Source organism: Luteimonas huabeiensis HB2 (assembly GCF_000559025.1).
Taxonomy (GTDB): domain Bacteria; phylum Pseudomonadota; class Gammaproteobacteria; order Xanthomonadales; family Xanthomonadaceae; genus Luteimonas; species Luteimonas huabeiensis.
The window spans coordinates 177,446-191,500 of the sequence record NZ_JAAN01000026.1 but is presented as its reverse complement, the minus strand read 5'-3'; the positions used below and the strand labels follow the sequence as shown (position 1 = coordinate 191,500).

At 74.7% G+C, this 14,055-nt stretch carries 7 protein-coding genes and 1 pseudogene; 2 read left to right on the top strand and 6 right to left on the bottom strand.

Annotated features, from left to right (window positions below; genetic code table 11):
• Positions 1–166: 166 nt before the first annotated feature.
• Complete coding sequence (locus Z164_RS0111680) at positions 167–2,200, bottom strand: M13 family metallopeptidase (RefSeq protein ID WP_024890877.1); 2,034 nt, start codon at positions 2,198–2,200, stop codon at positions 167–169.
• Between the two features lie 355 nt (positions 2,201–2,555).
• Between Z164_RS0111680 and Z164_RS0111675 the strand changes: the two genes are divergently transcribed.
• Positions 2,556–3,797: a hypothetical protein gene (locus Z164_RS0111675; RefSeq protein ID WP_152540930.1), complete on the top strand. Its 1,242-nt coding sequence runs from the start codon at positions 2,556–2,558 to the stop codon at positions 3,795–3,797.
• Between the two features lie 117 nt (positions 3,798–3,914).
• Here the strand turns inward: Z164_RS0111675 and Z164_RS0111670 are convergent, their stop codons facing one another.
• From Z164_RS0111670 to Z164_RS0111660, 3 genes are all read right to left on the bottom strand, one after another.
• Entirely contained in the window at positions 3,915–6,002 is a 2,088-nt protein-coding gene (locus Z164_RS0111670; protein ID WP_043689938.1) for a M13 family metallopeptidase, read from the bottom strand.
• 157 nt (positions 6,003–6,159) lie between these two features.
• Entirely contained in the window at positions 6,160–7,800 is a 1,641-nt protein-coding gene (locus Z164_RS22470) for a CHASE2 domain-containing protein (RefSeq protein ID WP_160170690.1), read from the bottom strand.
• Positions 7,801–7,841: 41 nt separating this feature from the next.
• Positions 7,842–9,515, bottom strand: coding sequence for a FecR domain-containing protein (locus tag Z164_RS0111660; RefSeq protein ID WP_024890873.1), 1,674 nt, complete (start codon positions 9,513–9,515; stop codon positions 7,842–7,844).
• Between the two features lie 354 nt (positions 9,516–9,869).
• On the opposite strand from Z164_RS0111660, the pseudogene Z164_RS20455 reads away from it, so the two are divergent.
• A pseudogene (locus Z164_RS20455) lies at positions 9,870–11,271 on the top strand (DEAD/DEAH box helicase); the annotation flags it as partial.
• On the opposite strand, the gene Z164_RS0111650 reads toward Z164_RS20455, so the two are convergent.
• Positions 11,268–11,948 (bottom strand): DUF502 domain-containing protein, encoded by a 681-nt coding sequence (locus Z164_RS0111650; RefSeq protein ID WP_024890871.1) that lies wholly within the window; start codon positions 11,946–11,948, stop codon positions 11,268–11,270. The pseudogene Z164_RS20455 and the gene Z164_RS0111650 sit on opposite strands and share 4 nt — an antisense overlap.
• A 78-nt stretch (positions 11,949–12,026) precedes the next feature.
• Entirely contained in the window at positions 12,027–14,054 is a 2,028-nt protein-coding gene (locus Z164_RS0111645; RefSeq protein ID WP_024890870.1) for a bifunctional serine/threonine-protein kinase/formylglycine-generating enzyme family protein, read from the bottom strand.
• Between the last annotated feature and the right edge of the window lies 1 nt (position 14,055).

Sequence of the window (14,055 nt, the reverse complement as noted above, 5' to 3'; positions counted from 1 at the left end):
TGCGGCGTGCCCCCATCCGCCTTCGGCACCTTCCCCCGCAAGCGGGGGAAGGAAAATCAGGATGCTCCCCGCTTGCGGGGGAAGGGAAAAAACCGCGTGCCCCCCGCTTGCGGGGGCAGGGAAAGACGAGAGGGTCCCAGCTTGCGGTGGGGTGCGGCGCCAGCCCTTACGGCTGGCGCCAGATCGAGACCCGGTCCGCCTCGGCGCGCTGCATGGGCGTGCCGGGCTTGCACGAGAAGGCCGCGCCGAAGGCGGGCAGGTTGGCCAGCGGGCCGTTGGTGCGCCACTGGCCCGGCGCGTTGGGCGCGGTCAGCGCGGCGCGGTTGGCCGCTTCCGGCGACGCCTGCTGGCGCCACAATTCGGCCCAGGCGGCGAAGAAGTGCTGCGAGGCCTCGGGCGGCAGCTCCGGCGTCGCCGCCGACAGCGCGTCCCAGGCCAGTTCCACGCCGGCCAGGTCGGCGGCGTTCTCGTCGCGGGTACGGGCGCCGTCCACGTTGAGGGCGGTGACGCCCGGATAGGGATAGGCGCCGTACTGCGCCGCCAGCCGTGCGGTGATGCCTTCCCAGGCGGCCAGGTCCTGCGGCGTCCACCAGGTGCGCACGCTGCCCTGGGCGTCCACCACGCGGCCGCGGATGTCCACGCTGCGGCTGAGCTCGTGGCCGACCAGCGCGCCGTAGGCGCCGTAGTGCGCTGCCGGCTCGCGGGCGATGTCGAACACCGGCGGCTGCAGCACCGCCGCCGAGACGATCAGCCGGTTCTGCGCGATGTCGTAGGCCAGCGCGGGCTGCTGCGGCAGCACGTCCCAGCGGCGGTCGGCGTCGGCGCGGCCGATGCGCTTCATCTCCTCGCGATGGCGCCAGGTCGAGGCGATCAGCATGTTGCCGCCGAAGCTGCCGCGGCCCATCGGCTGCACGCTGTAGTCGATGTCGTCGACCGGCGCGCCGATCTCGATGCGGATCGCCGAGGCCTTGGCGCGCGCCTCGGCCCGGGTCGCCTCGCTCATCCAGGTGCTGCGGTCGATGCCGCGCACCAGCGCGTCGCGCACCTGCGTGGCGATGGCCTCGGCGCGGGCACGGCTGGCCTGCGGCAGGTAGCGGGCCACGTACTCGCGCGCCAGCATCGGCCCGGCGGCCTTGTTGATCGCGTCGAGCACCTGCGCCTGCCGGGGCGGCGGCGCGGTCTCGCCGCGCAGCACGCGGCCGCGGAAGGCGAAGTCGGCGTCGCGGAAGGTCTTGGACAGGTAGGGGGCCATCGCGCTGCCGACGTGGAAGCGCAGGTAGTGCTTCCACTGCTCGGCGGGCAGCGCGCCGACCAGGGCGTCGAGCTCGGCGAACAGTTCGGGCGTGGTCAGCGAGATGGCGTCGTCCTGCACGCCCTGCGCCTCGAGGAAGGCGGCCAGTTGCAGGCGGCGGTAGCGCTTGTCGACCTCGGACACGGCCACGCGCGCGTAGTGGCTGCGCGGGTCGCGGGTGAGGCTGAGGTCGCGCGACTTCTGCGCGATGCGGGTCTCCAGGTCGATCACGGCCGCGGCGGCGGCGTCGAGCTGCGCTTCCGGCACGCCGGTCAGCGCGAGGATGCTCTTGACGTAGTCGCGGTAGCGGCCGAGCAGGGCCTGGGCGTCGGCGTCGCCGCGCGTGTAGTAGGCGGGGTCGGGCAGGCCCAGGCCGCCCTGGGTGAAGTAGCCGATGTGGCGGCCGAGGTCGGCCAGGTCGACGTCGGCGCTGAAGTTGAACAGCACCGGGATGCCGACCTGGTGCAGCGCGGCGATCGCCGGCGGGATGTGGCGCGCGCGGCGGATGCCGTCGATGCGCGCCAGCAGCGGCGCGATCGGCTGCGCGCCGTCGGCTTCCACCGCGGCCTCGTCCAGGCCGCTGGCCCAGAAGTCGCCCAGCAGCTTCTGCACGTTGTTCTGCGGCTGCTGCATGGCGGCGTCGAGCAGGTCGCGCTGCTGCTGCAGCGCGCGCTGCTGCAGCTCGCCCAGCGCGGTCGCCGCGCCCTGCGCCGGCACCGGCGTGGCGGCCAGCCAGTCCTTGTTGTGGAAGCTGTAGAAGTCCGTGCACGCGGTCGGGCCCGGGGGCGGCGCGGGCGTGCGGCCGCGCCGCCGCTGGGCGTCCGCGTCGGCGGCCACGCCCAGCAGCAGGGCGACGGCGGCGGCGAGCAGGGCGGGACGGGCGAAGGCGGACGGACGGTCGATGGGCATTGCGGGCTCCGGTGCGGCGTGCGGTTCGGTGCGGGGGTCGCGCGGCGCGGCAGTCTAGCAAGCCGGCCGGCGGCCGCGCGCGACGGCCGGCGGGGCATCCCGGCACTGGCCCGGCGGGGCGCCGAAGCGCCGCGACGTCCGCGGTTTCGCCGGCGGTCGGGGTGCGGTTTTGCGACGCGTTCGGCAGCCCTGCCGATCGGCCGGTTCGCGCAGTGCCCGCCCGCGGGCGCGTCCAGGATGCCCGCGGCCCTGGGGCCGCCCCCAGTTGCGTCGCGGCTCGCGCGTCCGCTGCAATGCCGGCCAGGGGCGATCGGTCCCGAACGGCTTGCAGGAGGGACGGCGCATGAGCGGCGACATGAGCGGCATCGCATACAAGGGCCCCGAGCAGATCAGCTACACCTCGCCCGCCGAGGCCGAGCAGGGCCTGGGGGCGGACGGGCAGGCCGCGCCGGAGGGCGCCACCGCGGTGCCGGTCGGCGACGGCGAGTACATCAGCCTGATCATGGCCAGGCACGGGCTCGACTGGACGAATCCGGACGACCGGGTGCAGTTCCTGCAGGACAACCCGCAGTTCATCACCGACCGCGACCTCGCCGAGTTCCCCGACGAGCTCGGCCCGTACGCCGGCCAGGCCGGCGGGCGCGATCCGGACCTGGTCTACGAGGGCGAGGTAATCTATGTCCGCATCGGCGAGGACGCGCCGCCCGGCGACGGCGGGCAGGCCGACCGGGCGGACGGACAGCCCACGCAGGCCGAGGCCGCGGAAAGCACCGACGCCGCCGCGCAGGCGGTCCAGGACGCGAAGGACGCCGAGTATCCACCCGGCATGCAGTCCGAGCAGGACGCGGCCGTGCAGCAGGCGAACCAAACGTTCTTCGAGGCCATGCAGACCGAGATCGAGGCGGGCCTGCAGGAGTTCCTGGCGGCCAACCCGGACGCGACCCCGCAGCAGATTCAGGCCGAGGCGGACCGGCTCAAGCACCAGATCCAGGGCCGCACCGAGGTCGCGGCCGGCATGGACGACTACTCGATGGACTTCCGCACCCAGCAGGCCGTCAACGCCGCGACGGCCGGGCAGCACGGCGTCGACCTGGACGACTACGCGCCGGGCGCGGTGTCCAACGACGGCCCGTACACGGAGACCTCGGGGCCGTTCGAGTCGGATTCGTCGGTGCAGCTGGCCAATGGCACGTACGTCCGCACCGACGAGAACGGCTGGCCCGAGACCGATGCGGACGGCGACGGCGTGGCCGATCCCGCCACGCCGGAGGCCGCCGCCGAGGCGACCAACCAGGCGGCCGAGGACCTGCAGAACGCGCGCAATATGGACGTGCCGCCGGGGCTGCAGCACGAGAAGGAGGCCACGATCAGCCATCTCACCACCCAGGCCGGCGACGCGGTCCAGCAGGAGATCGAGATCGGCCTGCAGGCCTACGTGGCCGCCAACCCGGACGCGACCGAGCAGGAGATCGCCGACGCGGCGGACCGCCTGATGCACGAGATCCTCGGGCGCGAGGAAGTCGGCGGCGTGATCTCCGAGAGCCAGGCGGAGTTCCGCCGCGACGCGGCCGTCGAGTTCGTCACCACGGGCGATTAGGGCCTCGCGCGGCGCAACGGAAAAGGCCCGGGCGGATCGCCCGGGCCTTTCGTCTTCCTGGCCGGTCGGCGCGGGACTCGCCCGGCACCCGGGCCGGCCCCGCGCCGCCGGTGGCGGTCACCAGATGACGATGCGCTCTCCGCCCTCGCGCACCATCGGGCTGCCGGCCTCGCAGGAGAACGCGGCGGCGTAGGCGGGCAGGTTGGAGGGCGCGCCGATGGCGCGGAAGTTCGCCGGGGCGTGCGGGTCGGTGGTCAGGCGCACCTTCAGTTCCTCCGGGGTGAAGTTGCGGCGCCAGACCGTGGCCCAGTTGAGGAAGAAGCGCTGGTCCTGGGTCAGCCCGTCGACCTTCGGGTCTTCCTGGCCCTCGCGGGCGCGCTGCAGGGCGTCGTAGGCCACCGCCAGGCCGCCGAGGTCGGCGATGTTCTCGCCCAGGGTCAGGTTGCCGTTGACGTGCAGGCCGGGCGCGGCCTCGTAGGCGTCGAACTGCGCCACCAGGCGGTCGGTGAGGCGCTTGAAGCCGGCGGCGTCGGATTCGGTCCACCAGTTCTCGAAGTTGCCGGTCGGGCCGAAGCGGCTGCCCTGGTCGTCGTAGCCGTGGATCATCTCGTGGCCGATCACCGCGCCGATGCCGCCGTAGTTGAGCGCGTCGTCGGCGTCGGGGTCGAAGAACGGCGGCTGCAGGATGCCGGCCGGGAACACGATCTCGTTGGCCTGCGGGTTGTAGTAGGCGTTGACCGTCTGCGGCGACATGAACCACTCGCCGCGGTCCACCGGCTTGCCGATCTTGGCCAGGTCGTACTTGTAGTTGAACTCGTTGGCGGCGAGCACGTTGGCGATGTAGCTGTCGCGGCCGGTCTCCAGGCCGCTCCAGTCGCGCCAGGTGTCGGGGTAGCCGATCTTGGGCGTGAAGGTCTCCCACTTGGCCATGGCCTTGCGCTTGGTCTCCTCGCCCATCCAGGTGAGCTTCTCCAGCCGCAGCTTCAGCGCCTCGCGCAGGTTGCCGACCAGTTCCTCCATGCGCGCCTTCGACTCGGCGGGGAACGCGGCCTCGACGTAGAGCTGGCCCAGGGTCTCGCCCACGCTTGCGTTGAGGGTGCCCAGCGCGCGCTTCCAGCGCGGCTCGATCTCCTGCTGGCCGCGCAGGGTCTTGCCGTAGAACGCGTAGTTGGCCTGCACGAAGGCGTCGGACAGGTAGGGCGAGGCGCTGTCGACGGTGTGGAAGCGCAGGTAGGCCTTCCAGTCCTCGACCGGCACCTCGGCGAGCATGGCGTCCACTTCCTGGTGGAAGGCGGGGATCGCCAGCGAGAAGGTCTGCGGCGGCTGGACGCCCTGCGACTCGAAGAAGCGGGTCCAGGGGAAGTTCGGGGTCAGCGCGTCGGCCTCGGCCAGGCTCACCGGGTTGTACATCAGCGAGGCGTCGCGCGAGAGTTCCTCGCGCGAGCGCGAATTGCCGGCCAGCCGGGTCTCGAAGGCGACCACCGCCTCGGCCTGCTGCGCGGCCGCCTCGGCCGGCACGCCCGACAGTTCCAGCACGCGCGCGACGTGGCGCTGGTAGGCGGCCAGCTTGTCGCGGTGCGCCTCGTCGAAGTAGTAGCTGCGGTCGGGCAGGCCCAGGCCGCCCTGCACGGCGTAGGCGATGTTGACCTCGGAATCGCGGAAGTCGGCGTTGGCGCCGAAGCCGAACAGCACGTTCTCGCCGCGCGCGGCGGTCGCGCGCAGGTGCTCGGCGATCGAGGCGGTGTCGGTCAGCGCATCGATGGCGGCCAGACGGTCGCGCAGCGGCTCGATGCCCTGGCGTTCGATGGCCGCCTCGTCCATGCCGGTGGCCCAGAAGTCGCCGACGATCTTCTCCACGCCGGTGGCGTCCGCATCCGCCGCCGCCTGTTCGGCGAGCTGGCGCTGCGCGGCCAGCGAGCGCTCGGCCAGCATCTCGAACGAGCCCCAGGAGGTGCGGTCGCCGGGGATCGGGTGGGCGGCCAGCCACTTGCCGTTGGCGTAGGCGTTGAGGTCGCGGCAGGCGTCGGCGGGCTCGCCGAGGTCGGCCAGCTGGAAGCGGTTGACCGGGGGCAGCGCGCTCTCGTCGAGCGTGGGCTTGGCCGCTTCGGCGCCGGCCGCGGGCGCGGAGGATTCGCGGCTGCAGGCCGACAGCGCCAGCGCGAGCGCCAGCGGCAGGAGAAGGATCTTCGGAGCGTTGGGGGTCACGGTGTACTCCGCCCTGGCGGGCAATGGGAAAAAGGAGGCCCGCAGTGCGGGCGTGCGCGCAATGTACGCCTGCCGGCGGGCGCGCATGGGTGTCGAAGGTCACGGGCGTTGGATAACGCTTCTTTCACGCCATCGCGGCGCCGAGGCGCCGGCACGGTCAGCCGGCGGCGCCCGGGGAGGCGCCGCGGGCGCGGTCGCGGCCCTCGCGCTTGGCCTGGTAGAGCGCGGCGTCGGCGCGTTCGAGCAGGTCGGTGTCGTCGCGGTCGCCGCCGGGCACGAAGGTGGCCACGCCGATGGTCAGCGTCACCCAGGGCGCGATTCCCGATTCCTCGTGCGGGATCCGCAGCGCGCGCACGTCGCGCACCATCGCCTCGGCGATCTCCAGCGCGGCGGCGGCGTCGGTATCGGGCAGGATCACGGTCATCTCGTCGCCGCCGTAGCGCGCGGCCAGGTCGCGCGGCCGCCGCGCCTGCGCGCCGATGGCGATCGCCACCCGGCGCAGCACGCTGTCGCCGGCGCGGTGGCCGTAGCGGTCGTTGTAGTGCTTGAAGTTGTCCACGTCGATGATCAGCAGCGACAGCGGCTGCTGCGAGCGGTGCGCGGCGCGCACCTCGCGTTCCAGGGCGAGGTCGAACAGGCGGCGGTTGGCCAGCAGGGTCAGCGCATCCGAGTGCGCCAGGTGCTGGGATTGCCGCAGGCGCCACAGGGTCCAGGCCAGCGCGCCGGCCGCCAGCACCGCCAGCGTCGCGGTCGGCGGGAACCAGAGGCGGGCGAAGTGCAGCAGCAGCGCGGTGGTCAGCAGCGTCGCCGCGGCGGTCGCCGCGATCAGCGCGCCGCGCCGGCGCGGCGGCAGTTCGCGCGGCGCGCACAGCGGCAGCAGCGCCAGCAGGATCGACAGCGCCCACTGCCGCGGGATCGACAGCGCGGAGATGGTCTCCCCGCGCGCCAGCGCGTTGAGCAGGTTGGCGTGGTATTCGATGGAGGGCAGGGCGTGGCCGTCGTGGGAGCGCGGGGTCAGCAGCCCGTGGTCGATGCCGGCGGCGGTGGTGCCCACCAGCACCCAGCGCCCGCGCAGCGCGGCGGGATCGACGTCGCCGGCGAGCACGTCGGCATAGGACAGCCGCGGGAACGCGCCGGGCGCCGCGTAGGGAATCCGCACCCGGTGGTCGCGCGTCCATTGGTAGGGCGAGGCCTCGGCATCGGCCGGCGCCGGGAGGCCGGGCAGCGGCGCATCGCCGTGCAGCGGGGTTCCCGCGCCGGCCGAAGTGCGCAGCAGCGCCAGCGCCAGCGCCGGCCAGTGCGGATCGCCCAGGCCGGCCAGCAGGCCGGTCTGGCGGACGATGCCGTCGCGGTCGATGTCGGCTTCCACGTGGCCCAGGCCGGCGGCCGCGGCGACCAGCGCCGGCATCGGCAGCACCTCGATCGGCAGCCCGCCGGGTTCGGCGGGCTCGGCGATCACCGGCAGCACCACGTTGCCGGCGGCCGCCAGCGCGGCGGCCAGGCGCGCGTCGCCGGCGGCGTCGTCGCGCGCGGGCTCGGCGAACACCGCGTTGAGGATCACCCCGCGCGCGCCGGCCTCGCGCAGCCGCGCCAGCAGATCGGCATGCAGCCCGCGCGACCACGGCCAGCGGCCCAGCGCGGACAGGCTGCGCTCGTCGATGGCGACGATGACGATGCGCTCGTCCACCGGCTGGTCGCGATGCGAGACCAGGGCATCGTAGATCCAGGTATCGACGCGCCAGGTGGCCTCGCTGGCCAGCAGCCCGATCACGCACGCCGCCGACAGCGCGACCGCCACGGCGCGAGCCAGCAGATTCCGCAGGCGCCGGGCGGGCACCGTCACAGCGCCAGCAGCAGGAGTCCGGCGCCGAGCGCGATGCGGCACGCCAGGCAGCCGGTGCGCAGGCTCTGGGCCGGACCGAACGGCTGCGCGTAGCCGTCGTCGTCGATCACGGCAGTGCGCATGTACCAGGTGCCCGCGCGCAGCTTCGGCAGGTCGATGCGAGGCTCGTCGAGCTCGGTGTCCAGCTCCAGCCGCGCGAAGTCGGCATCGCGCGAGAGCTGGAAGCGGTAGCGCTGCCCGGGCTCCCCGGCCGGCCACCTCACCTGCAGGCCGTCGCGCCCGCGGGTCACGCCGTCCTCGCCGATCGCCGGGCCGGGCGCCGCCGGGCCGGCGACGAAGCGCTGCGGATCGCCGAACGGCCCGTCGCGGCCGTCGGCGTCGGTGGCGGCCACGCGCCAGTGGTAGTCGCCGGGCGGCAGGTCCGTGGGCGTGCGCAGTTCGGTGCGGCGCAGGTCGGCCAGATCCAGCAGCGGCGCCCGGAAGTCCGCCTCGCGCGCCAGCTGCAGGCGATAGCGCATCGCCTCGCCGGTAGCGGCCCAGCGCATCCGCGGGCGCGGCCCGGCGGCGGCGCCGTCGGCGGGGGCGAGCGCGAACGGCGGTGCCGGCTGCGCGGCGACCTCGAAGGCGCGGGTGGCATCGTGGCCCTCCAGCCCGTCGGCGTCCACGCCGCGCACGCGCGCATGGAAGCGGCCGTCGCCCGGGACCGCGAACTGCAGCGAGGGCGTGTCGGTATGCACGTCCACCAGCAGGGCCGCGAACTCGGCGTCGGGGGCGATCTGCACCCGGTAGCGCTGGGCGCCGGCGACGGCCGGCCAGGACACGGTGGCCGGGATGCGCGCCAGCCGCTGCGGCCACTGCGACAGGTCGGGCGCCGGCAGCAGCGGGGTCGGCGGCTGCGGGCGGCCGTCGGCGCCGCTGACGCTGCCGTGGCCCGCGGGCACCAGCACCGCGCGGCCGCCGCCGCCCACCTGCACGCGCCCCTCCAGCACTTCGGCATGGGTGCGCGCGTCGCGGTGGGCGACCCGGAACTCGGTACCGCGCACGGTCGCCATCGCGCCCGGCGTATCGACCACGAAGCGCGAGGCCGGCCCGCGCGCGGGACGCGCGGAGTTGGCGGTACGGCCGCGGACCAGGTGCAGGCGCGTATCCACCATGCCGGTGGCGCCGTAGGCGCGCAGCCGGTCGAGCCTGAGTTCGCCGTCGCCGTGCAGCAGTACCCGCGAGCCGTCGGCGAAGCCCAGGGTCAGGCTGGCGCCGGCGGCGGTGCGCACCACCGAGCCGGCCTGCACGCGGGCGCCGGCCTGCAGCGGCACGGCGCGATGCGCCGCATCGGCCGGATGCACGCTGGCCTCGCCCTGCAGCGCCAGCACCGTCGCCGGCGCCGGCCGGATGCGCAGCCAGCCCACGGGGAAGCGCAGCACCGTGCCCGGCGGCAGGGCGAGGGGATCGTCGATGCCGTTGTGCGCCTGCAGCCGCTGCCAGGGCACGTCCGCGCGCAGGTGCGCACGGCCGAGGTCCCACAGGGTGTCGCCCGGCCGCACCCGGTAGCGCCATTCCTGCGCCTGCGCGAGGCCACAGGCGAGCAGGGCCAGCAGCGCCAGCGCGCACAGCAGCGCGCGGCGCGCGCGCGACGGGGCCTGACGGGCGGAGGGGAGCGTGGGACGCGGCAAGACGGTCACCCGGGTGGGGGGGAAATGGCGGCCATCTTAGAGGGTGCGCCGTGCCCGGGGAGGCCGCGCAGGCGCGGCTGTCGCGATGCGGTGCCCGCGGTGGCCCGATTCAGGTACACTGCACGGGTTCTGCAACGCGGCTGCCCCGCTCACCAGCGGCGACGATCCAGGTATGCCGGCCCGGCGCGCTTGCGCCCGGCTTCTTATCCCGCACGTCCTTCGTCTCGCAGACACGGCCCGGAAACGTCCGCGCCGTCATCACGTCGCCCGCAGCGCGGTATCGGATAGCGCGGGGACGGAATCGCCCGGTGGTGCCGCCCGACGGCCCCGCAGGCGATGCGTCAGGAGATTTCCATGACTTTCGAATCCCTCGGGCTCTCGCCCGCGCTGCTGCGTGCGCTGGCCGAAACCGGCTACACCCAGCCGACCCCGATCCAGGCCCAGGCGATCCCGCTGGTGCTGGCCGGGCACGACCTGCTGGGCGGCGCCCAGACCGGCACCGGCAAGACCGCCGCCTTCGGCCTGCCGCTGCTGCAGCGGCTGTCCAAGCTCACCCCGGCCAAGGGCCCGCGCAAGCCGCGCGCGCTGGTGCTGGTGCCGACCCGCGAGCTGGCGGTGCAGGTGGCCGAGAGCCTCAAGGCCTACGGCCGCCACCTGCGGCTGAACGTGACCATGCTGTTCGGCGGCGTCGGCATGCAGCCGCAGATCGACAACCTGCGCCGCGGCGTGGACATCCTCGTCGCCTGCCCGGGGCGCCTGCTCGACCACATGCAGAGCGGCCACGCCAAGCTCGACGCGGTCGAGGTGCTGGTGCTCGACGAGGCCGACCGCATGCTCGACATGGGGTTCCTGCCGAGCATGAAGCGGATCCTGGCGCGGGTGCCGGCGCAACGGCAGACGCTGCTGTTCTCGGCGACGTTCGAGGCGCGGATCAAGGCGCTGGCGCTGGAGTTCATGCGCGACCCGCAGCAGGTGCAGGTGGCCGCCAGCAACATCATCGCCGCGACCATCGTGCACCGCGCGCACCCGGTGGACGCCGGCCGCAAGCGCGACCTGCTGGTCGAGATCCTGGCCGAGCGCCACGCCGAGCAGGTGCTGGTGTTCGGCAAGACCAAGCACGGCTGCAACCGGCTGGCCGAGCAGCTCGACAAGGCCGGCCTGCCGGCGGTGGCGATCCACGGCAACAAGAGCCAGGCGCAGCGGCAGAAGGCGCTGGACGCGTTCAAGGCCGGGCGCGCCAGGATCCTGGTGGCCACCGACGTGGCCGCGCGCGGGCTGGACATTCCCAACCTGCCGCTGGTGATCAACCACGACCTGCCGATGGTGGCCGAGGACTACGTGCACCGCATCGGCCGCACCGGCCGCAACGGCGCCTCGGGCGAGGCGCTGTCGCTGGTCTCGGCCGACGAGGCCGGGCTGCTGCGGCAGATCCAGCGCATGCTCAAGGCCGACATCGCGATGGAGGAGAGGCCGGGCTACGCGCCCAGCCAGCCGATCCGCCTCGACGGGCCGATGCCGGCGCACAACCGCGGCGGCGCGCGCAAGCCCGGCGGCGGCGCGCGTGCGCCGCGCAAGCCCGCGCAGCGCGGCCACGGCAAGCCGCAGGAGCGCGGCGCGCACGCGCACGCCGGTCCGCGCCAGCGCGGCGGCGCCGGCAAGCCGGGCGGCCAGGGCGGCGCGCGCCGCGAGCGCCAGGCCTGAGCGAGGCGCCCGCGGCGTCCGCCGCGGGCATCCGCGCAAGTCGCGCCGCGGTCAGTCCGCGGCCGGCTTCGCAGCCGGTGCCGCGAACGGAATGGTGTCGGGTGCCGAGGCGCCGCCGGAGATGATGAAGCTCATCGCCTGGTCGACGGTCCAGTCGGTCGGCGTGAGCTTTTCCACCGGCACCACCTCCAGGTAGCCCGAGGTCGGGTTGGGGGTGGTGGGCACGTACACGGCGGCCAGCTCGCGGCCGGTGCCGGCCTCGCGCATCACCCGCGTGACCAGGCCGATCGACTTCATCTGGTCGTGCGGGAAGTCGATCAGCACCACCCGCTGGGTGGTGCCCGGCTTGGTCTGCAGGATGTCCAGCAGCTTGCGCGCGCTGGAATAGATGGTGCTGGCCAGCGGCACCCGCGCCACCAGGCGCTCGAAGCCGCGCAGCAGGCTCTGCCCGACCACGCGCCGGGTCAGCCAGCCCACGCCGAGGATCGCCGCCAGCGTGGCCAGCAGCGCGATCGCGTTCTGCACCCACAGCGCGGTCGCCCAGCCAGCCTCCTCGGGGAACCACGTCGCCACCCACTCGGCCACCGGCGCCACCCAGGGCAGGCTGATGTCGCTGAGCAGGACGAAGACGAACTTGACCACGACCCAGGTCAGCCAGATCGGCAGCAGGGTCAGCAGGCCGGCCAGGAACAGCCGCTGCAGGCGGCGGGCGAACGGGAGCGGTTCGGACATGCGGGGATTCCGGGGAGCAGGGGCGGGCATCGTATGCGGTCGGCCGCGGTGCGTGCCGCAGCGGCCGCACCCGCGCGCTCAGGGCTCGCGGACCAGGCGGAAGCCGACGTCGTCGTAGCCGCGGTCTGCCGCGCGCGGCCGGCCGCCTTCGTCGCGGCGCCAGCTGGCCCCGCGCACCGCGCGCCGGGCGCAGCCGTTGTCGCAGTCCAGCAGCCACTCCGCGATCGCGCGCGCACCGGCGGCAGGCGCGCTCGCGGCCGCTTCCACCGCGGTCGGCAGGCGGTAGCGGTGGCCGTTGCGCTGGCCGAGCCAGCGCGCGTAGGCGTCGGCGTCGTCCCAGGACACGCAGACCACGGGGTCGCCGCCGGATTGCTCGAAGCCGGGCGCGGTCCAGTCGCGCCGGGCCAGCACCCGCAGCACCGAGGCGCGCTCGCGGCACAGCGCCGGCGCCCGCCCGGTGGCCTCGGCGAAGCGGCGGTAGTCGTCCACGCCGATCGCGCGCCGGGTCAGCGCGTAGGCGCCGTCGCCGGCGCGCATCACCGTCATCTGCCCCGGATCGCCGGGCAGCACGTCGCCCACCGCCGGGACCGCCTGCGCGCGCCGGCGCAGCTCGGCACGCACGGACGCGTCCAGCGCGGCGGCCTCGGCCAGCGCCAGCGCAGCGTGCGCGGCGTCGCGATCGAAACGCGCGGCGGCGGCCTCGATGCGGGCGTCCAGGGCCGCCGCGATCGCGCGCCGCATCGCCGGCAGCGCCGGGGCGTCCTGCAGCCCGGTACGCGCGGCGAGCTCGGACACCCGCGCGAGCTGGCGGTGGGCGAGGGCGTCGTCGCCTTCGGCGATCGCGTTCGACGCCTGCGCCGACAGCGCCTCGACCACGCGGCCGGCCAGCGCCGGCAGCTCCAGGTGGCCGGCGTCGGCGGATGCGGCCGCGATCACGCTGGCGTAGGCGTTGTCGCCCTCGGGCGCGGTCAGCCGGCCCTGGCGCAACTGCCGCTTGGCGTCTTCGAGCAAGGTCCCTGCGCGCGACTCCGGCGCGGCGCGCAGCAGCGCGGCGTCGGCCTGCGCCAGCGCGGTGGCGGACGCTGGCGCGGCGGCTGCGGCGGTCGGCGCCGGCGCGGCGCGGAAGAAGCCGGGGCCCGGATCGCCGGGCCGCAGCGCCAGCGCGAGCCCGACGGCCGCCAGGGCCAGCGCGGAGGCGATCCACGCCGCGCGCGGCAGCGCGCGCAGGCGCGTCAGCGCCGCGGCGGCGGCGTCGCGGGGAGCGAAGTGGCGCGGCGCGCGCCTGGGCACCCGCTCCAGCGCCAGCCGCATGTCGTGGGCGTCGTGGAAGCGCTTGAGCGGGTACTTGGCCATCGCGCGGTCGATGAAGCGCTGCCAGTGGCGCAGCGCCGGCGGCAGGCGCGGAATCGGGTCCTGCGCGTGCATCACCGCCATCGACAGCGCGTCCTGGGCCTCGAACGGCAGCCGGCCGGTCAGCATCTCCCAGGTCAGCACGCCCACCGCATACAGGTCGGCGCGGTGGTCGACCTCGTCGCCGCGCGCCTGCTCGGGCGCCATGTACGCGGTACTGCCCAGGGCGAGCCCGGCGCTGGTCACGCGGCTGCCGTAGCCGCGGCGCAGGGCGATGCCGAAGTCGGCCAGCAGCGGCCGGTCGGACGCGTCGAAGAGCACGTTCTCGGCCTTGACGTCGCGGTGCACGACGCCGCGCGCATGCGCGTAGGCCAGCGCCGACAGCAGCGCGCGCAGGATCTCGCGCACCCGCGCCTCGTCGCCGGCGAGATCGCGCTGGCCGAGGTGGCCGCGCGGCATGTAGGGCATGGCGAAGAAGGGCCGGCCGTCGGCGGTGCGCCCGATCTGGTGGATGCCGACGATGTGCGGGTGCTCGAGCCGGCCGATGGTGCGCGCCTCGTTCTCGAAGCGCCGCCTGCCGACCTCGTCCACCAGCGCTTCAGGGCGCATCACCTTGATCGCCACCTCGCGCCCGAGCGCTTCCTCGCGCGCCAGGTAGACCGTGGACATGCCGCCCTCGGCGATCGCGCGCAGCAAGCGATAGCCGGGGATGTCCGGCAACGGCTGCGCGTCGCGGTGGCGGTGAGGATCGTGCATG